Source organism: Streptomyces lycii (assembly GCF_009735685.1).
Taxonomy (GTDB): Bacteria; Actinomycetota; Actinomycetes; order Streptomycetales; family Streptomycetaceae; genus Streptomyces; species Streptomyces lycii.
Window position 1 is genome coordinate 58,634 of sequence record NZ_WHPN01000429.1, and the last position, 20,713, is coordinate 79,346.

Genomic DNA, 20,713 nt, shown 5'->3' on the forward strand with positions numbered 1-20,713 from the left:
GGTGGCTGTCAGCGGCAAGCGGACGGCGGTCCGCCGCCCCGCCTGCCCGGTCCGGCGCCCCGCCGTGCCGCCTGCCCCGTCCGGCGCCCCGTCCCTGAGTGCCGTCCGCCCGGTCGGCTGCCCCGCCGAGCCGCTCGCCCCGTCCGCCGCCCCACCGTGCCGCTCGCCTGCCCCGCCGCCCCGGAGTGCCATCCACCCGCACCACCGCCCCTGGCCGCCGACCGGGCCGACTCTGGGATCCCCGGCCCTTCCTCCCGGACCGCCGGACCCCCGGACCGCCCCCGGGCCGCCCCGGGACCGTCACTCCGACAAGGCCCTTCGGCAGGCACTCCAACGGGCCCGCCCCGCGCCCGCTCAGGCCCTGCTGACCGCCGTCAGGATTTCCGGCAGCCGCGACGCCATGCGCGGGGCGCCCACGCGCAGCGCCGTTTCGGCGGCCGCCCAGCCGTAGGCCGCGCCCGCCGGGAGGAGCAGCCAGAGCCAGTCGTGCGCGTCCGCGACATGCATCCACACGGTGACGGCGAGGAGCGGCGCGGCCAGGACCGCGGACGCCAGCATGCCGCCGACGATGCCGATCCAGGCCTGGCCGGTCTGGCCCGGGGCGACGTTCTTGAAGCCGCTGTCCTGCGGGATGGAGTACGGGTACAGCACCGACGCCAGGGTGCCCGTCGCCAGGAAGGCGCCCAGCAGGCCGAAGGACAGGCCCAGGGACTCGGCGAAGGCGTCCCAGCGGTCCAGGACGGCCACGAAGCCGAGGGTGACCAGGGTGACGTACGGCAGCGCGACGAACGCCAGGGCCACGGCCCGGCCGCGGAGTTCGAGATACGCGTCGCGCGGTGACGAGATGGTCTGGGCGACGAGCCAGAAGGCCGAGGTGTCCTGGCCGAACTGGTTGTACATCTGGAGCCCGAGCATGCCCGCCGCGAAACAGGCCCAGTACGGGCTGCCGTTGCCCTGCACCGCGTAGACGACGGGCAGCAGCAGGCCGATGGCGAGCGCGGTCACCCACGCGGCCTTCGACTTCGGCTCGCGCCAGGCGTAGCGCAGCGTCCGCAGCGCGACGGTGCCGGTGCGGTCCGCGGGGAGCAGCGCGGCGAGCCGGGAGGACTCGCCGCCGGGCTTCCGGTCGGGGCCGGCCGCGGCCTGCAGGGTGGAACCGTCGGGAGCGGTCATCAGCCGGGTGAGGCTCGCGCGCCACCACCACAGCAGCAGCACGAGCGCCGCGCCGTTCAGCGCGAGCTGGGCCGCCGCGGCTGCGTACGCCCCGTCGCCCGCGGCCCGTACGGCGTCCAGCGCGGAGGCCGGCGGAAGCAGCCGCAGCACGTCGGCGGCGGGCTCCAGGAAGCGCAGGCCGCCCGGTTCGGACAGCTTCTGCACGCCGAGGTTGAGCAGTTGCGCGCCGACCGCGATGAACAAGCCGCTCAGCAGCGCCAGATCACGCCCCCTGCGGCTGGTCAGCAGCCGGATGTTGGCCGCGGCCACGGCGCGCGACAGCGCGACGCACACCAGCAGCACCAGCGGCACGGCGACGATCCCCGCCGACAGGCCCGCGGCCCCGTGCCCGAGCGCGACCACCGAGCCGACGGCCAGCACCAGCGTGAACGCCGGACCGATGCCGATCAGCGAGGACACCAGCAGCGAGCCGACCACCGCGCCCGGCCGCAGCGGAAGCATCACCAGCCGTGTCGGGTCCAGGGTCTCGTCACCGCTGGCGAAGAACAGCGGCATGACCGCCCAGCCGAGCGCGACCAGCGCGATCGCCGGGACGACGACCACGGCGGCCTGCGGATGTCCGCGCAGCGCGATCAGGCCGAGCAGTTGCAGCGCCGCGAACAGCGCCGTCACCACCATCGAGGCGATGTAGGCGGCCTTGCGCCCGGTGGACTGCCGCAGCCCGTTGCGCAGCAGGGCGAGCTTGATCCGTACGAAGACGGCCGTGGTGGCGGCGGCCGGCGCGGTTCCGCGCGGTGTGCCGGCCGGGGACGGCGCACCGCCCGGCGGCGAGGTCACGGCGCTCACCGGGCGCCTCCGCCCAGCCAGTCGAGGCTCTGGCCGTCGTCCCGGCCGTGCGCGCCGACCAGTTCCAGGAAGGCGGCCTGGAGCGACGGAGCCGCGCCGCGGACCTCCGCGAGCGGCCCGTGCGCCCGGATGCGTCCGGCCGCCATCACCGCGACCCAGTCGCAGAGGCTCTCGACCAGCTCCATCACATGGCTGGAGAACACCACGGTGGCCCCGGATGCGGTGTAGCGCTCCAGCACGCCGCGGATGGTCTGCGCGGACACCGGGTCCACGCCTTCGAACGGCTCGTCGAGGAAGAGCACTTCCGGGTTGTGCAGCAGCGCCGTCGCCAGCCCGATCTTCTTGCGCATGCCGGTCGAGTAGTCGACGACCAGCTTGTGCTGCGCGCCGGCCAGGTCGAGCACGTCCAGGAGCTGCGTCGCCCGCTGGTCGACCTCCTCGCCCGGCAGGCCGCGGAGTCTGCCGGTGTAGGCGAGGAGTTCGCGCCCGGAGAGCCGTTCGAAGAGCCGCAGGCCCTCCGGGAGGATGCCGATCCGGGACTTCACGGCGACCGGATCGGCCCACACGTCGTGTCCGGCGACCAGGATCCGCCCGGAGTCGGGCCGCAGCAGCCCGGTCACCATGGACAGTGTCGTGGTCTTGCCGGCGCCGTTCGGCCCGACGAGCCCCACGAACTGCCCGGCGGGCAGCTCCAGATCGATCCCCGCGACGGCCACCTGGTCGCCGAAGCGCTTCCACAGGCCCCGTACGCCCACCGCGGCCGGGACCGTGCCCCCGGCGCTCCCGGTCACGTCTTCCTCCGGGCTCCCGGCCACGCTCTCCTCCGGCTGCTGTGCCACCCGTTACGCCCTTCCTCGTCCCCGTGGGAGCGGGTCGTGCTCCCCGGCGAGCACGATACGGGGTCGACGGCGAACGGCTGTACGGTCCGGAGCGGGCAATCGCCGGTCGGGTCCGGTCCGGTCCGATCCGGAGCGGGGCGGGCTGCCGCCGGTCCGGTCCGGTCCGGGCTGGGGTGGGCTGGGCTGTGCTGAACTGTGCCACCGGGGGCCGGGACCGGTCCGGAGCGGCAACCGCCGGCCGGCGCCCGTCAGCGTCCGCGGACCGGTGCCCGCCGCGGCGCCCCCCGCTCCCGGGCCCGCGCCGTCCCGCTCCCGGCCCCGGGCCGCGCCCCCGGCCCGCTCTCCGGCTGCCGGGCACAGGCGTACGCCAGCGGCGCGATCAACTCCTCCGCCTCCGGCAGCCAGCGGTTCTCCGGGGTCGGGCGCCTGGCCCACTGCGCCGCGCCGCCCGCGCCGAACCGGGTCGGCGGTGCCACCACCCAGTCGCCGTCGCCGCGCGCCACCATGCCCAGCGAACTCGGCAGCCAGCCCAGCCGCCGCACCATGCCGGGCACCTTCAGGCTCGCCCCCGGACGCACCAGGAAGATCATCCGGCGCATCGGGGTGGAGATCACCGGGCCCGGCGTCAGCTCCATCCGCTCCATCCGCGCCAGCGCCAGGCACCCGGCGCCCTCCGGCACGTCCAGCGCGTCGAAGTCCCGCCCCGTCGGCAGCAGGATCCCCGCTCTCGGCCGCTCCTGCCAGAGCCGGCGCACCTCACCGGGGCTCGCGGAGGACCGGGCGGCCCAGTCCGGTCCGGCCGGGTGCACGCCCGGCGCGGGGCAGGCGGGGTCGCCGCACGAGCAGCGCGCCGTACCGTCCTCCGTCACCAGCCAGCTGCCGGGTGTCACGTCCCAATGGCGCTCCTCCGCGTACCGCACCGCGGCGTCGGGCAGTTGCTCGCCACGCTGCCGCGGGATCCGATCCGACGTGCTGTTCACTCGAATGGTCTCTTCCACGCCCATCACAACTCTCCGTGCGAGCCCTGGTTACGGCCTCGGCTGTCATGAACCCGGCGCATCGTTCCCGCACGCGGGGCGCATGGGTGCACTGGCGGGGGCGCGCGGCGAACAGCGCCTTCTGGGCGGGTAGTCCGTACTGCGGCAACTTGCGCGAGAGTCACCCGCTGAATCGCTCGGAAGGTGATGATCAACCGACATCACCCGAATTGCCCGTCCATTCGGGGGCCGGCAGCACCTGATCCGGCCGGCCGGTCCCGGGCGTCCACGGGGAGCCCGGGACCGCGACACAGGACTACCTAGGGGGTACAGCCATGGCCGCCAGGCCACTCGTAGCGCGCCAGCCGAACGAACGGCTCCAGGCGCTCATCCAGGAAGCCGCCTGTTCCAACGCCGGTCTCGCCCGCCGGGTCAACATGTGCGGCGCCGAGCACGGCCTCGATCTGCGCTACGACAAGACCTCGGTCGCCCGCTGGCTGCGCGGCCAGCAGCCGCGGGGCCGCGCGCCGGCCGTCATCGCGGAGGCGCTGGGCCGCAAGCTGGGGCGCACGGTCACGATCGACGAGATCGGCATGGCCGACGGCAAGAACCTCGCCTCCGGGGTCGGACTCCAGTTCTCGCCCACCGTGCCCGGGGCGATCGAGCAGGTGTGCGAGCTGTGGCGCAGCGACGTGGGGCGGCGCGACTTCCTCTCCGGTTCGACGGTGGCCTCCTCCGCACTGGTGGAACCCAGCCGCGACTGGCTGATCACCGGCGCCGACCCGCAGGTGGCGCGCACGGCCGGGGCGCGGGTCGGGATGGCCGACGTCGAAGCGGTACGGGCCATGACGCAGGCGCTGGTGGAGATGGACCACCGGTTCGGCAGCGGCCATGTCCGGCCGGTCGTCGTGCACTACCTGAACAGCGTGGTGTCCGGGCTGCTGGCCGGCTCGTACCGGGACGCGGTGGGCCGCGAGCTGTTCGCGACCGTGGCCCGGCTGACGGAGCTGGCCGGCTACATGGCCGTCGACACCGGCCAGCCCGGTCTCGCGCAGCGGTACTACATCCAGGCCCTGCGGCTCGCCCAGGCCGCCGGGGACCGCGGCTACGGCGGGTACGTCCTCGCCGCGAGCATGAGCCACCTCGCGGCCTCGCTCGGCAACCCCCGCGAGATCGCCCAGCTCGCGCGGGCCGCGCAGGAGGGCGCCCGCGGGCAGGTCACGCCGCGGGCCGAGGCGATGTTCTTCGCCGCCGAGGCGCGCGGGCACGCCCTGATGGGCGACAGCCGGGCCTTCGAGACGGTGGCGGCACGGGCCGAGGCCGCGATGGAGCGGGCCGGCGAGCCCGGCGGACCGGACGGCGGGACCGGCGACGACCCGCCCTGGATCGCGCACTTCGACAGCGCCTATCTGGCCGACGAGCTGGCGCACTGCCACCGCGACCTCGGCCGGCCGGACCACGCGCGCCGCTGCGCCGAGGAGTCCCTGGCGGGCCACCCGGAGAGCCGCGCCCGGCGGCGCGCGATCGGGCTGGTGCTGCTCGCGACGGCGCAGCTGGAGCAGCGCGAGGTCGAGGAGGCCTGCCACACCGGCACCCGGGCCGTCGAACTGCTCACCGGGCTGCGCTCGAACCGGGGCGCCGAGTATCTGGAGGACTTCCGGCAGCGCCTGGAGCCGTACGCCGCCGAACCGGCGGTGCGGGAGTTCGGCGCCCGCGCGGAGCTCCAGGCGGCGTAACCGCAGGTCGCGGGGTGCGAGTTGGGTGCTGTGGCAGGGCCGTGGCCGTGCGCGGCGGGAACCCGGTAGCGTGAGCTGACGATTCGGTCAGTTCCGCACAGCCAAGGAGTCCGGGTGTCGCACAGCGGACAGGGCAACGAGCCGCAGCCCCACGCCCACGAGGGCGTCGTGCTGCCCGCGAGCGGTGAGCCGTGGGTGCCCGGGCAGCAGGCCACCCCCGCGGCCGGGCAGCCGTGGGGGCAGCCGTGGGGCCCGGACGCCCAGCAGCAGGACCCGCAGGGCACGCGGCAGGAGCGGCCGGAGCCGCCGGTGTACGTTCCGGAGCCCTACCTCCCGGACGACGAGCCGGAGCAGCCGGGGCACGGCGCGCCGTACCAGCAGCCGCAGGCGCTCCCGGAGCCGTACGGAGAGCCGCGCCGGGACCCGTACGGGCAGCCGCAGCACGGGCGGTACGAGCCGCAGCAGCAGGGCGGCGGACACGGGCTGCCCCAGCAGCAGGACGCCGGGTACGGGCTGCCGCCGCAGCAGGACGGGCAGCAGCTGCCGGAGCTGCGCAGGCAGTCCGCGGCCCCGGGGCTGCCGCCCGCCGCGCCGGAGCCCGGGTCCGGGCAGCCGCACGGCCGGCACGGGGCCCCGCCGCAGCCCTACGACGCGCCCCGGGACCGGCACCAGCCGCTGCCGCCGCCGTCCGAGGAGACACAGGTGCTGCCGGCCCCGGCCGCGCCCGGCGACTCCGACGCGACCCAGTACATCCCGCCGGTCGCGGGCGGTCTGCTGCCCGCCGAGGAGCCCGGAGACTCGACGCAGTTCCTCGGCCTCCGCCCGGACCGGGCGCGGCACGGGGCGCCGCTGCCGCCGGTGAACGCGCAGGGCGGCCACCCGGGCGCCCCCGGCGGCCCCGACGCGGACCCCACCCAGTACATACCTCCGGTGCCCGCGCAGCCGCAGGCTCAGCCGCAGCCCGCGCCCGCACCGCCGCCGCCGGGCCGCGCGCCCTTCGGCATCCGTCCCGGTGCGCCCGGTGAACGGCAGCCGCCCGCAGAGTTCGACGACCTGTTCCGGCAGGGCCCGGGCGGTCCGGCGGCCGGAGCCGACTCCACGCAGCAGTTGCCCCGGTTCGACGGGCAGCCGCCGCACGGCGCCCCGCAGGGCGGCCCGCACGGTCACCCGCAGGGCGGCCCGGGCCTGCCCCACGGGCCCGGGTACCCGCAGGGCGGCCCGTACCCGTACGACGAACCGCAGGGCCGGGCCGCCCGGCGGAGCGCCGAGCGGCGGCGGCTGTCCCCGCTCGCGGTCGCCGGCATGGTGATCGCCGGGTGCATCGTGGCGGGGCTCGGCGCCGGAGCGGCCATGAGCGGCGGCGAGGACGACGAACCCGGTGACGACAAGAAGCCGGTCGCCGCGAGCGAGGCGGCGAGCGACTCCGCGACCCCGGCCGCCGATCCGGCGGAGAAGCAGGCGAAGGACCTGGACGCGCTGCTCGCCGACAGCAACGACAGCCGGTCCGCGGTGATCAACGCGGTCAAGAACATCGGCGCGTGCAAGAACCTCGGACAGGCCGCCACCGATCTGCGGGAGGCCGCCGAGCAGCGGAACGGCCTGGTGACGCGGCTCTCCGAGATCTCGGTGGACGAACTGCCCGGGCACGAGGAGCTGACCGCCTCCCTCAACAGCGCCTGGAAGGCGTCCGCCGCGGCCGACAGCCACTACGCGGCGTGGGCGGACCAGGCCGCCGGGAAGAACGGCTGCAAGAAGGGCAAGGCCAAGCACACCGGGCGGACCGCGGCCGGCAACAAGGCCAGCGGCGAGGCGACCACCGCGAAGAAGAAGGCCGCGGGCCTGTGGAACCCGATCGCGAAGAAGTACGGCCTCACCGAGCGGCAGTACATCCAGCTCTGACCACGCCGGACGCCCCGCGGGTCCCCGGGGGCGGGCTGGACGGGCTGGGTGGGCGGTCTTGGAGCAGTCGTTCCGGGATTTTCCGGGATCCGGGGCCGACGTTGCGGTCCCGGAGGAGTCGTTCCCGGACCCGGGGCTGAAGCCGGAGGCCTTGGTCCCCCGCTGCTCAGTCGTCCGCGTAACGCTCCTCGAGGGACTGCGCCACGTTCACGAAGCCCTCGCGCACCGGCACCAGCCGGCCGTCCCGCACCTGCTGGAAGGTGACCATGGCGTTGGCCGTGCGCGGGAAGTCCCGGACGGCGAGCAGGTCCTCGTAGTGCCAGCTCAGCGGCGGGGTGAGGCCGCCGGTGTCGATGCCCTTGCCGCCGACGCCGTCGTCGAGCGCCTGTCGCAGCGTGTGCCCGGTGACGGGCTCGTCGCCGAGGGACTCGATGACCTGCCGCAGCACGGTGTAGGCGATCCAGGTGGTCTGGACGCCGGGATCGGTGACATCGACGTCGTTGTCCCCGAAGGCGTGTTCGCGGACGACCTCCCGCATGGGTTCCCAGGCGGGGTCGTTGGCCGGCGGATACCAGCCGGTGACCAGGGCGCCCTCGAAGGGACTGTCCGCGCCGCCGGTGCGGTCCACCAGCGACTGCTGGACGCTGCCGAGGACGGAGGCGATGCGGATGTGCTCGCCGGCACTCTCCAGACGCCGGAAGGAGTCGAAGAAGGTGTCGGTGCGGTCGCCGAGCGCGGCGGTGACGCAGGCGCCGGAGACGGTGCCCGTGCCGTCCGCCGAACCCGTGGCCCCGGCCAGGGCGAGTTCGGCGTGCTCGGTGTACTGGGTGGCGTCCTCCGGGGCCCGTACGTCGACGGCGTGCGGCTTGTCGCCGTGCGCCAGCCCGGCGTCGAGCAGCGAGGGCATCTGGTCGCCGCTGATGGTGTCGGGACGGACCAGGGCGACGCGTTCGCACCCGGAGGAGAGCTGGCGCCCGCTGCCCGCGACCAGCGCCGCGTTGCCCCCGTTGACGGGGTACGAGTGCGGGCTGGTGAACTCCTCGTCGCTCGCCCCGTAGCCCCCGATGTACGGAATCCCGGCGCCCTCCAGGCGGGACATGAAGGACCGGCCGTGCTGGCTGTACGAGCCGACGACCGCCGCGACGTCCTCCTTGACGGCCCGCCGGGCGCACCGGCCGGCGCTCACCGTGTCGTTGCGCTCGTTGCAGGTGATGACGTTCAGCTCGCGGCCGTTGATGCCGCCCTGCTTGTTGACCCAGCGGGCGTATGCCTCGGCCATGGCGGGCATACCGGGCATATTGGTCGCCGAGGTGCCCTCCGGTGCCCACGTCATCACGGTCACCGGGTCCTTGGTGGCGCCGGACGCGCTGGGGACCAGACCGCAACCGGAGAGCAGCGACCCGGTGGCCGTCATGGCCGCGGCGCAGGCCACGGCGGTGCGGATGGAGCGGAACGAGGAGGAGCGTCGCCGTCCGGTCATGGCACGAGACGATTCCGCCACACCGGTAACGGCGTGGTGATGACCACCCAACGAGCAGTGACTTCGAGGTGAACAACGGGGGCACGCCGTGCCGTCGCGGGCGGGGAACGTACGATCCCTTACTGTGCAAGGTTCGGAGAAGACTTCCCGTCGCGGCCCCCGCTCGACCACCATGGGCGGCATGCCACTCAACGACATGCCGTGGTGGCGCTGGCGCAGCAACGTGCGTTCCGCGCTGCACATGCTCTCCGACCCCGCCTTCCAGCAGGAGTGCTGGCTCGCCGGCATCGACGGCTACGGTGACGTCACCGACGCCGTCTACCGCCTGGTCGAGGACACCTGGCTCGACAACTGGTCGGCCGAGAAGTACGTCGGAACGATCTTCCGGGACTCCCAGGAGGCGGCTCTCGTCGACGTCGCCGTGCTGCGGGTGCTGCGGATCATGCACCAGGTCGGCGCGGACGCCCCCGTCGCCGCCTATCTCGAACACCACGGCTGGCCCGAGGCGGTGCGGGCGGCACGCGAGGCGCATGTCCGGCTGGCGCAGAACGACGGGGAGACCCCGGACGTGCCGCCGCGCTCCCTGCACGAGCTGGCTCTGGTGAACCGGGCCGTCTGACCCCGCCGCGGAACGGCGGCCGCCGGCACCCGCGGCCGCCTCGGCGCCCCTCGGCGTCTTCCGCCCGCGTTTCCCTTCCGCGTTTCCCTTCCGCGTGGTCCGTCCGCGTGGTCTGTCCGCGTCGTCCGTCTCCTCGTGTTCCGTCTCGCGGCGCGGCGCCCCGCGGCGCGGGCCGCACGGCCGCCGCGCCGCCGCGGGGCCCGGTGTGGGACGCTATGGGGTCATGAGCGATTCCCAGGCCGCCACCTCCGGGCAGACTCCCGCGCAGCCCGCCGAGCAGTCCCCCGAGCAGTACGTCCTCACCCTGTCGTGCCCGGACAAGCAGGGCATCGTGCACGCCGTGTCCAGCTATCTGTTCATGACCGGCTGCAACATCGAGGACAGTCAGCAGTTCGGCGACCACGACACCGGGCTGTTCTTCATGCGGGTGCACTTCAGCGGGGACGTCACGCTGGAGAAGCTGCGGGCGAGCTTCGCCGCGATCGGCGACTCCTTCCGGATGGACTGGCAGATCCACCGGGCCGACGAGCGGATGCGGATCGTCCTCATGGTCAGCAAGTTCGGGCACTGCCTGAACGACCTGCTGTTCCGTTCCCGGATCGGCGCGCTGCCGGTCGAGATCGCCGCCGTGGTGTCGAACCACACCGACTTCCGCGAACTCGTCGAGTCCTACGGCCTGCCCTTCCACCACATCCCGGTGACCAAGGACAACAAGGCGGAGGCCGAGGCCGCGCTGCTGGAGCTGGTGCGCGAGGAGCGGGTCGAGCTGGTGGTGCTGGCGCGCTACATGCAGGTGCTCTCCGACGACCTGTGCAAGCAGTTGTCCGGGCGGATCATCAACATCCACCACTCCTTCCTGCCGAGTTTCAAGGGCGCCAAGCCCTACCACCAGGCGCACGCGCGCGGGGTGAAGCTGATCGGCGCGACCGCGCACTACGTGACGGCGGACCTCGACGAGGGCCCGATCATCGAGCAGGAGGTCGAGCGGGTCGGGCACGAGGTCACCCCGCAGCAGCTCGTCGCGGTCGGCCGGGACGTGGAGTGCCAGGCCCTCGCCCGCGCGGTGAAGTGGCACAGCGAACACCGGGTGCTGCTGAACGGCAGCAGGACCGTCGTCTTCACCTGAGACCGGGCGGGGACCCGGGGCGGGGATCCGGAGCGGGGCCCGGGCCCGGAACTCGGTCCGGAACTGTCCGGGAACAGAGCCGGAAAAGTCAGAGCCGGGACAGCGAGGCCGCCGCGGACAGCACGTCCCGGATGGCCTCGCGGTCGCCGTCCTGGCCCGCCGCGGCCTCCTCCGGCGGCACATGGCCCGCCGCCAGCCTGCAGAACTCGGCACCGTCCAGCGCCACGTGCGCGACCGCGTGCTCGGGCGACGGCACGGCCGCGGGCGAGTCCAGCGCGACGTACCAGTGGCCGCCGCCGCTGCCCTCCACCTCCAGGTGCAGGGTGCGGCCGGGTGAGCCCGCGGTAACCAACTCCCGCGGCGGCCCGGCCAGTCCCTTCCGGCGGCGCGCGGCGAGCGCTTCCGGCAGCACCCGGACGGCCAGGTCGATCATGCGGTGGAGATGGGCCGGAGCCGGCGGCTCGTACGGGTAGTCCACCGCGTCCGCGATGTCTCCGGCGTGCACCCAGCAGCCGAAGGCGCGGTCCAGGAAGGCGTCGCTGAGCGGCAGCGACACCGGGCCGTACGGCACCGTGCGCTCCGTGCCGGCACCGCCGGCGAACGACACGGTGCGCACCAGTGTGTGCGACTGCTCGCGCCACCGCTCGCGGACCTCGCCCGGTGGGGCGTCGGCGTTCCGGTGCCAGTAGGCCTCGGTGCGGCCGGTCGGGGTGGCCGGGCCGTCCGCGGGGGTCGCGTCACCGAGCGGGTCACCGAGCCCGAGGGCGGTCGCCACCATTCCGTCCACGGTCATCAGATGCCCGACGACCCCGGCGACGGTGACGTCCCGGCTGCGCTCCTGCCGACCGTCGTACCAGGTCAGCCGCACCGGCGCGCGCCATTCGGCCTCGCCCATGTCGTTGAGCAGGGCGTCGAGCCGCGCCGTCTCCGCGTCGTACGGGGCGGCCCAGCCGGGCACGGGGATGCGGGCCGGGCGGCGGCCGAGGCAGCCCTCCAGCACGCGGGAGCGCAGCAGCGGATCGAGATCGAGGTTGTCCTCCGGGTGCAGCAGGCGGACCGCGTCGCGCAGCCGCAGCGCCTCGTCGGCGCAGGGCGCGCAGTCGGTCAGGTGTTCCTCGACGGCGGCGGTCTCCTCGGCCGAGCAGGCCGCGAGGGCCCAGGCGCCGAGCAGCGACTTCAGCACCCCGTGGCCGAGACGGGGGACGGCGGCACGCGGAGGCTCAGGCGGGGACTCCGGCGGGGGTGGCGGACGGTCGGCGGGCGACTGGCCGGGGGAGGAGGGGCGGTCCTGCCCGGGGAAGGAGCGATCCTGCCCGGGGGACGGGCGGTCGGTCCCGGACGTCGGCCGGTCGGTCTCGGGAGTCGGCCGGTCGGTCTCGGGAGTCGGCCGGTCGGTCTTGGGAGTCGGCCGGTCGGTCCCGGATGTCGGCCGGTCGGTCTCGGGAGTCGGCCGGTCGGTCCCGGACGTCGGCCGGTCGGTCTCGGGAGTCGGCCGGTCGGTCCCGGACGTCGGCCGGTCGGTCTCGGGAGTCGGCCGGTCGGTACCGGGAGTCGGCCGGTCGGCGTGGTCCGGGCGATCCGGGGCTTCGCCCCGGTCGTGGCGGAGGCCGTGCGGGTCCTGGTCCGCGGCCGGAACCCCGTCGTCCGGCGCGGAGCGCGGCGGCGGTATGCGCGGCCGGTCGTGCCACCGGTCGCTCCCGGGCTCCGGCAGCCCGGGCCCGGCGGGGCCGTTCACCGGGGTCTCCCGTGCGGCGGCCGTCCCGGCGGTGTGGGGCCGCCGACGGTGTTGGCGCTGGACAGCAGCTGGAGGCCCAGCCGGAGCCGGCGACGGGCCTCGTCCGCGGTGACGCCCAGGTCCTCGGCGGCCTGCCGGTAGTTCCGGCGCTTGAAGTAGGCCAGTTCCAGCGCCTCGCGCAGCGGGCCCGGCATGGCGGTGACGATGTAGTCGGCGCGGGCTGCCGCCGACGCGGCGCGCACCTTCTCCTCCACCTGCTCGGGGGTGGTGCCGCCGGCCCGCACCAGCTCGGCCTCGGTCACACGCAGCCGGTGCACGGCCTGCCGGTGGGCGGCGGAGGCGAGCCAGGAGCGGAGGGGACCGTGCCGGGGGTCGTAGGCGCCGGGGTCCTCCCAGATCCGGCCGAAGACGTCGCGGGTGACCCGGTCGGCGGCCTCCTCGTCGCCCAGGACGCGGTGCGCGATGCCGTGCACGAGGGAGGCGAAACGGTCGTACAGCTCACCGAGCGCGGCGGCCTCGCCGCGGGACAGACGCTGCTGCATCCTGCGGTCCCACCGCGGTGACGCGTCGTTCGCCATACGGCCCCCATTCGTGCCGTCGCCTGCCCGGCCGCTGGGTGCGCCGGGCCGTTCCACGGAAATGCGGCACCGAACCCGCAGGGGGCCCGCACCGGATTCCGCGGCCGGATTTCCGAACCGGTTTTCCGATCGTCCTCCACGCCGAATGTAGTAGGCAATCCTGGCCGTGCACGCCCCTTTGTGGCAATGTGCGCCCCTCGGCCGTGCGGGGATGGTATAGATCTCGTCACTTTGACCGAATCAACTGGCCCCGAGGGTGGTCGGTGTGCGTAGGGTCGCGTGGAGAGGTGCGTGACGTCCGGTGTTTCGTCGGAAGCCGGTCGGGCAGCCGCTTCAGGAAGGACTGCTTCCGGATCCGGATAGTGAAGGGACTTCGAGCGCGTGACGTTGAAGGTGATGGAGGACGAGCAAGGAGAGTGGGCCGTGCTGCGGGTCTCGGGCGAGATGGATCTCGTGACCTCGCCCGCGGTGCGCCAGCACGTGCACGACGCGGTGGCCGACGGGCGCCGCAGCCTGGTGCTGGACCTCTCCGGAGTCCGGTTCTGCGACTCCAGCGGTGTCGGTGTCCTCATCGCCTCCCGCCGGCTGCTGCGTTCCTGCCAGGGCCGGCTGCGGCTGATCCTGCCGGCCCGGGGCGCCGAGGACGGCTCCCATGTGAACCGCGTGCTCACGGCGCTCGGCGTGCGCCGTCTCTTCGACGTCTACCCGGACGTCGTGTCGGCCGTGGACGACAGCGTCCGGCCGCTCTCGGCCTGACCGTCCCGGCCACCCGCCGCCGTGCGCCGCGCGCCCGGCCGGCCGGACGCCCGGCGGCGTGCGCCCCGCCCGGTTCCGGCCCGTCCTTCCGTGCTCCCGGCGGCCCCTGCGACGCCGCCCCGTGCCTCCGGATCCCCCGGGGCGCCGCCCCGCACCTCCGGCCCCCTCCCGACTCCTCCGGATCCTCCGGACCCCTCCCGACTCCTCCGGCGCCGCCCCGTTCCCCCGGGGCTCCGGCGTTCCCGCGACCGAACTGCGCGCGGGCGCCGGACGTACGTATCATCCGAACCGGCCACTGCTCCGAGACACCCGAGGTCACCGTGGACTCCTCCGCCTACGAACGCAAGATCGCCTCCCGTTTCGCCGGCTTCGACCAGGACGGCAACGGCTACATCTCACGGGAGGACTTCGCGGCCGCTGCCGCCGCCGTGCTGCGCGAGTTCGACGTGACCGCCCGCTCCTCCGCGGGCCAGTCCCTGTACGGGGCCGCCGAGGCCTTCTGGCAGGGCATGGCGGGCATGGCGGACCACGACGGCGACCAGCGGATCACCCGTGAGGAGTTCGTCCACGGTGCGGTGAAGCGGCTGCGGGACAACCCGGACGGCTTCGCCGAGATCGCCCGGCCGTTCCTGCGCGCGGTCGTGGCGATCGCCGACGCCGACGCCGACGGCTCCGTGACCACCGGGGAGACCGAGCGCGTGCTGCGGGCCCTGGGCGTGGACGAGGACACCCGGGCCACGGCCGCCGCGGCCCTGGACGGCGACGGTGACGGCGTCGTCTCGGAGCAGGAACTGCTGACCGCTTTCGCCGCCTACTACACGACACCCGCCCCGGAAACGGCGGATGACGCCACGGCAAACCATCACTGAACGTGTTCGGCGGGCGGTCTCCGGGCGCGGCCCGTGGGGCCGCCCGTCGCGCTGCCGGGCCGGCTCCGCGGCCGCCCCTTCTCCCGCTCACCCGGGCTGCTCACGCGCCCCGGCGCTCATCGGTCCGCCGGGGCGGCCGCGGCTGAAGGGGGCGCGCGGACCTGCAACTCGCGCCCCGGGCAAGCGCGTTGAGCGCCGGTGTTCGACTCCCGGCCGAGTGCGTCGCACAGTATGGAGCACGGGTACTCCTTTGCGCCGGAATATGCCCGAAGCGCTTGTTGGGTGACTGCGCAACGAGCATGCTGTCATCCGTCGGGGTCACGGTCCGTGATCGTATGGAGGCGGTATGCGCGTTGTCCCGCCGGTTCGGATGGTGTGAGCGGTGCAGGTGCATCAGGTTCAGCTGGAGGTACGGCCCGAGCCGCAAGAGGTGGGACGGGCCCGGAGATGGGCGCGGTCGCGGCTCGCGGGCCACGGCATAGCGGCTGACGAGCCGGTTGCGGAGACGCTGATTCTCCTGGTCTCGGAGCTCGTCACGAACGCCGTGGTGCACGCCGACTGCCCGGCCGTGCTGCGGATGCGGCTGCCGGCTCCCCCGGCCGCCGCGGCGGTGGGCGCTCCGGTCCCGGGCGCCGGGCCGGAGATCGTACGGGTCGAGGTGGCCGACGGCAGTCCCCGGCCGCCCCGCAGGCGGCACTCCGGGGGCTGTGACACCGGCGGACGCGGGCTGGACCTGGTCGCCCTGCTCGCGGACCGCTGGGGCTGGCAGGCGGAGGGCGCCGGGAAGAGCATCTGGTGCGAGGTCGACCGGAAGCCCCCGGTGGCGGCGGCGACGCCGTGTGAACCCCAATGCGCGGTGACAAATCCGGCATAAATGACAAAGCCTGGACCAGGTATTGACGTCCCGTATTCAACTGATCACTCTTGGGGCGAGCGATTCGTTTGTGAGGGGACGCCGAGGGCCCGGCTGCCGATGCCCTTGACGAGCGCGGGTCGCGATCCGGTGACGCGGCCTGGACGCTGCCCGCCGGAGCCGGGTGGCGGTCCGCTGCGCCGCGCTCGGGGTGCGTACGAGTGCACCGCCACCCGTCGGGGAAACTGCCCCGGTCCGCCCGCCGGCGCGGTGCGGGCGTTCCCGGAGCCCGCCCCGGCTGCTTCCGGCCCGCCCCGGATCCGGCCCGTTTCCGCCCCGGCCCGTCCTGGGGGCCCGCGTGTTCAGGACTGCCGCGCTCCGGTGGCGGGGCCGCCCGAAGTGGCGCGGAAGGTCCGCCGGTAGGCCGTCGGCGAGACCCCCAGCGCCGCCTGCAGATGCTGCCGCATCGACGCGGGCGATCCGAACCCCGAGTCCCTGGCCACCCGTTCGACCGGCAGATCCGTGTCCTCCAGCAGGCTCCGGGCCAGTTCCACCCGCTGCCGGGTCAGCCACTGGCCGGGGCTGACGCCCGTCTCCTCGCGGAACCGCCGGGTGAAGGTGCGCACGCTCATCGACTCCCGTTCCGCCATGTCCCGCAGTTGGATGGGCTGTTCCAGCCGCCCCAGCGCCCAGGCGCGCGCCGCGGTGGTCGACGACAGCTGCGGCTCCGGCACCGGCCGCTCGACGTACTGCGCCTGGCCGCCGTCCCGGTGCGGCGGTACGAGACTGCGCCGGGCGACCGCGTTCGCGACGGCGGCGCCGTGGTCGCGCCGCACGATGTGCAGGCACAGGTCAATCCCGGAGGACACGCCGGCGGAGGTCAGCACGTCCCCGTCGTCGACGAAGAGCACGTCCGGGTCGACCCTGATCCGCGGGAAGAGACGCTGGAAGTGGTCGGTGCTGCTCCAGTGGGTGGTGGCGGGCCGGCCGTCGAGCAGCCCGGCGGCCGCCAGGACGTACGAGCCGGTGCAGATGGACACCATGCGGGTGCCGGGCCGTACGAGCGCCAGGGCCCGGGCGATCGGCTCGCTCAGCCTGCCCTCCTCGTGCACCGGCCCCAGTTCGTACGACGCCGGGATCACGACCGTGTCGGCCGTGGCGAGCGCTTCCGGGCCGTGCGTGAAGGTGACCGAGAAGTCGGCGTCGGTCCGCACCGGGTCCGCTCCGGTGCCGCAGGTGACGACCTCGTACAGCCGTTGGCCGCCGGGGGAGCGGGCCTTGCCGAAGATCCGGTGCGGGATGCCGAGTTCGAAGGGGATCACCCCGGCGAGTGCCAGCACGACGACACGGTGCGGGACGCTCCGGCCTCCGGTGGGAGTGCGGCCTCCGATGGGGCCGGGGCCTCCGGGTGATCCGCGGCCGCCGGCGGGTCGGCGGCTTGCGGGCGGTCTGTTGCCTCCGGGCGGTCCGGGGTCTCCGGCCGGTCCGTGGCCCTCGGCTGGTTCCTGTTCCTGTTCTTGTTCCTGGCCTCCGGCCGGTCTTCGGCGTCCGGCCGGTGCGTCGTTGCCTTTGCGGCCGCCGTCGGTCGGGTGGGTGCCGTTGGTCCGGTGGTTGCCGTCGGCCCCGTCCGTTTCGCTGTGCGCCGTCACGGCTCGTTTCCGTCCGTCCTCATCGCCTGCTCCCGTCCGCCGTCGTCCGCGCGCCGGTCCGTCCGCCGCGCCGGTCCGCCCGCCGCGCCGGTCCGCCCGTGCGCCGCTTCGCCCGGGCTCCGTTCCCGTCGCTGTGCTCCTGCCGCTTGCCGTTCGTCTCGCGTGCTGTTCCCGCCGCGTGCCGTGTCTCTCGTCTGCCGGCCGTCGTCCGGTCGGCGGGGTGTCCGCCGGTCCGGGTCGTCACCGTGTCCGCCGGAGGAACCGGGCCGGCGCGCGGAGCCCATGGCCCGATCCTGGCGAACAGTGTCCTCCGGGCCACTCGAACAGGCAATGCCCGCCCCCGAGACTGGAGCGGTGACCCAGACTTCCGGTACCCCGGCGCCCGTCCCGCCCGCCGCCCCGCCCGCGTCGGAGCAGCCATCGTCCGTCCCGGCACCCCGGCGCCCCGGCCGGGTGCACCGCGCCTGGTGGGTGGCAGCGGTCGCCTTCGTCGCGCTCGTCGGCGCCGCCGCCTTCCGGGCCGCTCCAAGCGTGCTGATCGATCCGCTGCACACGGAGTTCGGCTGGTCGCGCGGCACGATCTCCGCGGCCGTCTCGGTCAATCTCGTGCTCTACGGACTGACCGCGCCCTTCGCCGCCGCGCTGATGGAGCGCTTCGGGATGCGCAAGGTGGTGGCCTCCGCCCTGCTGCTGGTCGCGGCGGGCAGCGGACTGACCGTCTTCATGAACGCCTCCTGGCAGCTGATCCTCTGCTGGGGCGTGCTGGTGGGGCTCGGCACCGGGTCCATGGCGCTCGCGTTCGTCGCCACGGTGGTGGGGCGCTGGTTCGACGCCCGGCAGGGTCTGGTCACCGGGGTCCTCACCGCGGGTGGCGCGGCGGGCCAACTGGTCTTCCTGCCGCTGGTCGCCTGGCTCACCGAGCGCCACGGCTGGCGGCCCGCCACCCTGTCCGTCACCTTCGCGGCACTGGCCGTCGTCCCCCTGGTGCTGTGGCTGCTGCGCGACCGGCCGGAGGACGTCGGCACCACCCGCTACGGCGCGAGCGGCCACGACGGGGACGCGCGGGACGTACACACCCCGCAGCACGAGTCCAACCCGCGGCACGGGCCCACTCCGCAACACGGGCCCAACCCGCAGCACGAGCCCGACTCCCGGTCCGCGCCCGGTGCCCCGCCCGTGCACGTCTCTCAGCGCGCGCACAGCCCCGACAACGCGTCCAACGCGAAGCGGGCGCACGACGCACGGCAGGTGCACGATCCGCAGGAGGCGCACGACCCGCGGCATGCACGGCCGGTGGCCGTCTCCGGAGCCGGCGGCCCGGTCGTTCCCGTACCTGGCGGCGGTGCGGCGGCCCGGGCCCTCGGTGCCCTTCGCGACGCCTCCCGTACGAAGGCCTTCTGGCTGCTCGCCGGTACCTTCGCGATCTGCGGTGCCTCCACCAACGGGCTGATCGGCACCCACTTCGTACCCGCCGCGCACGACCACGGCATGCCGGTGACCACCGCCGCGGGGCTGCTCGCCGTCATCGGTGTCTTCGACCTGGTCGGCACGATCGCCTCCGGATGGTTCACCGACCGCTTCGACCCCCGCGGGCTGCTCGCCGTCTACTACGGGCTGCGCGGCGTCTCGCTGCTGTTCCTGCCGCTGCTGCTGGTCGGCTCCGTGCAGCCGCCGATGCTGTTCTTCATCGTCTTCTACGGACTGGACTGGGTGGCGACCGTGCCGCCGACCGTCGCGCTGTGCCGCAAGCACTTCGGCGCGGACGGGGCGATCGTCTTCGGCTGGGTGCTCGCGGCCCACCAGGTCGGGGCGGGCCTGGTGGCCTTCCTGACCGGTCTGGTGCGCGACGTCACCGGCTCCTACGACACGGCCTGGTACACGTCCGGGGCGCTGTGCGCGGTGGCGGCGCTCATGGCACTGGTCATCCGGCGGAGCCCGGAGCGGACGGCGGCGCTCCACGGGTGAGGGCGGCGGCGTTCCACGGGTGAGGGCGGCGGCGCCGGGGTCCGTCCGTCCGTTCGCCCGACGGCCGCCCTGTGTCCGCCCGGCCGTCCACCGCTCGGCCGTCCACCGCCCGGCCGTCCGTCATCCGCCGTCCGGCTCCCCCGTCCGTCCCGTCGGCCGGTCGGCTCGCCAGGCCGCCCGTCCGCGGACCGGCCGCCCGGCCCGTCACCCGGTCGCCGGTCCGCCGGCCAACCCGCCGTGCGGGCCCGTCAACCCGGCAGTTCGTTCGGTCGCGCGTACGGTCGCGTGTTCGGCCGTGCGTACGGCCGCGTGTAAGGCCCTGCGTTCGGGCCGTCCGTTCGGCGGGGCACCGGTTCCGTGCGGCCCGTGATCGTCGTCCGGAAGCGGGCGGTTACCCTGGCCGCCGGTCGTCCGGGAGGGAAAGCACTCAGTGGACCACGCGCCTGACGCGCAGACGGGTTCGCCGATCGACGAGGTGTTCTGCGCGCTGTTGCCGAGACTCTACCGGCGGGCCGTCATGCTCACCGGTGGCAGACAGTCGGCCGAGGACGTGGTGCACGACGCCTATCTCAAGCTCGCGCGCCGCCCGCGCCGCTTCCTGGCACATCCCGAGCCGTACGCCTACGCCTTCAACGCGCTGGTGAGCGTCTTCCGGGACGCCCACCGGCGCGAGCGGCGCCAGGTGCTGGTCGAGGACGTGGACGGCTCCGCCCCCGCTGCCGCGCCCGGCGGAGGGCACTGGGACGGCGGAATGGAGGACCGGCGCGCGGAGCTGGAAACCGTACGGCTGCTGCGGCGGCTGACGCCCCGGCAGGCCGGAGTCGTGATCCTCGTCGACCTGGACGGTTACACGATCGACCAGGCCGCGGACATCCTGCGCGTGCACCGGGGGACCGCCGCCCGGCACCGGGCGCGGGCCCTCGGCAAGCTGCGCGCGGAACTCGGCGCACCGTCCGCGCCGGCCCGGGCCGACCGGAACTCCGAAGGAGAGGCGTCATGAGGGGTGACCTGCCGGACGAGGAGACCGCGGCGGCACTGCGCGAACGGCTCCGCGCCGCCGACGAGTCCATCGGGACACCGGCGGGCCTGTGGGACCGGGTCGGCGCCACCGCCCCGGCCGCCCCGGTCCGGCGGCCATCCCTGCCGCGCCGGTTGCCGCCGCTGGTGGCGGGTGCCGCCGCGGTGCTGGTGGCGCTGGTCGTCCTCGGCACCTGGTGGCTCGCGCGTCCGGACCGGGCGGACGGGCCGCCGGCCGGGCCGGGACCGGTGACCGTCACGGTGCACAACGCCGAGGAGGCGTGCCGCGAACTGCGCACCGTCGAGTGCTCCCTGCGGCTGGCGAAGGATCCGTACGCGGTCTACGCGGCCGAGGGGAACCGGGCGGGCCGGGTGTGGCACGGGGACAGCATGACGGCGCTCTGCGTGGTCGCCGACGGCACGCTGGTCGAGGACGAGGAGGGGGTCTCGTCGAGCCGCTGGTATCTGGTGTCGGAGAACGGCGTCGAGGGCTGGCTGCCGGGCGTGCGCACCCGCAACACGGCCGAGGTCCGCACGTGTACGGCCGAGGAGTCCCGGCGGCGGGGCACGGGCTGATCCCGTGGTGTGACACAGGT

The 20,713-nt window shown here is 74.6% G+C and carries 17 protein-coding genes; 10 read left to right on the top strand and 7 right to left on the bottom strand.

Annotation, left to right across the window (positions count from 1 at the left end):
- Positions 1-354: 354 nt before the first annotated feature.
- The 3 genes from GCU69_RS31925 to GCU69_RS31935 all read right to left on the bottom strand — a co-directional run bounded on the left by GCU69_RS31925 (position 355) and on the right by GCU69_RS31935 (position 3,856).
- Positions 355-2,019: a transporter gene (locus GCU69_RS31925; RefSeq protein ID WP_098753275.1), complete on the bottom strand. Its 1,665-nt coding sequence runs from the start codon at positions 2,017-2,019 to the stop codon at positions 355-357.
- A complete protein-coding gene (locus GCU69_RS31930) occupies positions 2,016-2,834 on the bottom strand; it encodes an ABC transporter ATP-binding protein (RefSeq protein WP_235978844.1) in 819 nt (272 codons plus the stop codon). Before GCU69_RS31930 ends, GCU69_RS31925 begins: the two co-directional genes overlap by 4 nt.
- 272 nt (positions 2,835-3,106) lie before the next feature.
- Positions 3,107-3,856: a bifunctional DNA primase/polymerase gene (locus GCU69_RS31935; protein WP_098753282.1), complete on the bottom strand. Its 750-nt coding sequence runs from the start codon at positions 3,854-3,856 to the stop codon at positions 3,107-3,109.
- Between the two features lie 314 nt (positions 3,857-4,170).
- Here GCU69_RS31935 and GCU69_RS31940 point away from each other — a divergent pair, with 314 nt between their 5' ends.
- Positions 4,171-5,571 carry a transcriptional regulator gene (locus GCU69_RS31940; protein ID WP_156207950.1) on the top strand — a complete coding sequence of 467 codons (1,401 nt, stop codon included), beginning with the start codon at positions 4,171-4,173 and terminating at the stop codon, positions 5,569-5,571.
- Between the two features lie 114 nt (positions 5,572-5,685).
- The gene (locus tag GCU69_RS31945) at positions 5,686-7,470 is read left to right on the top strand and encodes a chromosomal replication initiator protein DnaA (protein WP_156207951.1); all 1,785 of its coding nucleotides are present in this window, start codon (positions 5,686-5,688) and stop codon (positions 7,468-7,470) included.
- Between the two features lie 166 nt (positions 7,471-7,636).
- Here the strand turns inward: GCU69_RS31945 and GCU69_RS31950 are convergent, their stop codons facing one another.
- A complete protein-coding gene (locus tag GCU69_RS31950) occupies positions 7,637-8,950 on the bottom strand; it encodes an ABC transporter substrate-binding protein (protein ID WP_098753278.1) in 1,314 nt (437 codons plus the stop codon).
- Between the two features lie 172 nt (positions 8,951-9,122).
- Here GCU69_RS31950 and GCU69_RS31955 point away from each other — a divergent pair, with 172 nt between their 5' ends.
- On the top strand, positions 9,123-9,569 hold the full coding sequence (locus GCU69_RS31955; protein WP_176604692.1) for an SCO4402 family protein: 447 nt from the start codon (positions 9,123-9,125) through the stop codon (positions 9,567-9,569).
- Between the two features lie 223 nt (positions 9,570-9,792).
- Complete coding sequence (purU, locus tag GCU69_RS31960; protein ID WP_156207952.1) at positions 9,793-10,695, top strand: formyltetrahydrofolate deformylase; 903 nt, start codon at positions 9,793-9,795, stop codon at positions 10,693-10,695.
- Positions 10,696-10,783: 88 nt separating this feature from the next.
- Here the strand turns inward: purU and GCU69_RS31965 are convergent, their stop codons facing one another.
- Positions 10,784-12,430 (bottom strand): maleylpyruvate isomerase N-terminal domain-containing protein, encoded by a 1,647-nt coding sequence (locus GCU69_RS31965; RefSeq protein ID WP_235978838.1) that lies wholly within the window; start codon positions 12,428-12,430, stop codon positions 10,784-10,786.
- Entirely contained in the window at positions 12,427-13,008 is a 582-nt protein-coding gene (locus tag GCU69_RS31970; protein WP_098753284.1) for a sigma-70 family RNA polymerase sigma factor, read from the bottom strand. Before GCU69_RS31970 ends, GCU69_RS31965 begins: the two co-directional genes overlap by 4 nt.
- 396 nt (positions 13,009-13,404) lie before the next feature.
- On the opposite strand from GCU69_RS31970, the gene GCU69_RS31975 reads away from it, so the two are divergent.
- From GCU69_RS31975 to GCU69_RS31985, 3 genes are all read left to right on the top strand, one after another.
- A complete protein-coding gene (locus tag GCU69_RS31975) occupies positions 13,405-13,764 on the top strand; it encodes an STAS domain-containing protein (RefSeq protein WP_098753285.1) in 360 nt (119 codons plus the stop codon).
- 320 nt (positions 13,765-14,084) lie between these two features.
- Positions 14,085-14,633: an EF-hand domain-containing protein gene (locus tag GCU69_RS31980; RefSeq protein ID WP_098753293.1), complete on the top strand. Its 549-nt coding sequence runs from the start codon at positions 14,085-14,087 to the stop codon at positions 14,631-14,633.
- A 382-nt stretch (positions 14,634-15,015) separates the two neighbouring features.
- Complete coding sequence (locus GCU69_RS31985) at positions 15,016-15,507, top strand: ATP-binding protein (protein ID WP_098753292.1); 492 nt, start codon at positions 15,016-15,018, stop codon at positions 15,505-15,507.
- A gap of 341 nt (positions 15,508-15,848) precedes the next feature.
- On the opposite strand, the gene GCU69_RS31990 is transcribed toward GCU69_RS31985, so the two are convergent.
- Positions 15,849-16,826, bottom strand: a complete 978-nt coding sequence (locus GCU69_RS31990) for a GlxA family transcriptional regulator (protein ID WP_235978839.1) — start codon at positions 16,824-16,826, stop codon at positions 15,849-15,851.
- Between the two features lie 663 nt (positions 16,827-17,489).
- On the opposite strand from GCU69_RS31990, the gene GCU69_RS31995 reads away from it, so the two are divergent.
- The 3 genes from GCU69_RS31995 (at position 17,490) to GCU69_RS32005 (ending at position 20,693) form a co-directional block, all read left to right on the top strand.
- Complete coding sequence (locus GCU69_RS31995; protein ID WP_156207953.1) at positions 17,490-19,100, top strand: MFS transporter; 1,611 nt, start codon at positions 17,490-17,492, stop codon at positions 19,098-19,100.
- A 430-nt stretch (positions 19,101-19,530) separates the two neighbouring features.
- On the top strand, positions 19,531-20,100 hold the full coding sequence (locus GCU69_RS32000; protein ID WP_235978840.1) for an RNA polymerase sigma factor: 570 nt from the start codon (positions 19,531-19,533) through the stop codon (positions 20,098-20,100).
- Positions 20,097-20,693: a hypothetical protein gene (locus GCU69_RS32005; RefSeq protein ID WP_098753290.1), complete on the top strand. Its 597-nt coding sequence runs from the start codon at positions 20,097-20,099 to the stop codon at positions 20,691-20,693. The genes GCU69_RS32000 and GCU69_RS32005 overlap by 4 nt, the downstream gene beginning before the upstream one ends.
- Positions 20,694-20,713: the final 20 nt, after the last annotated feature.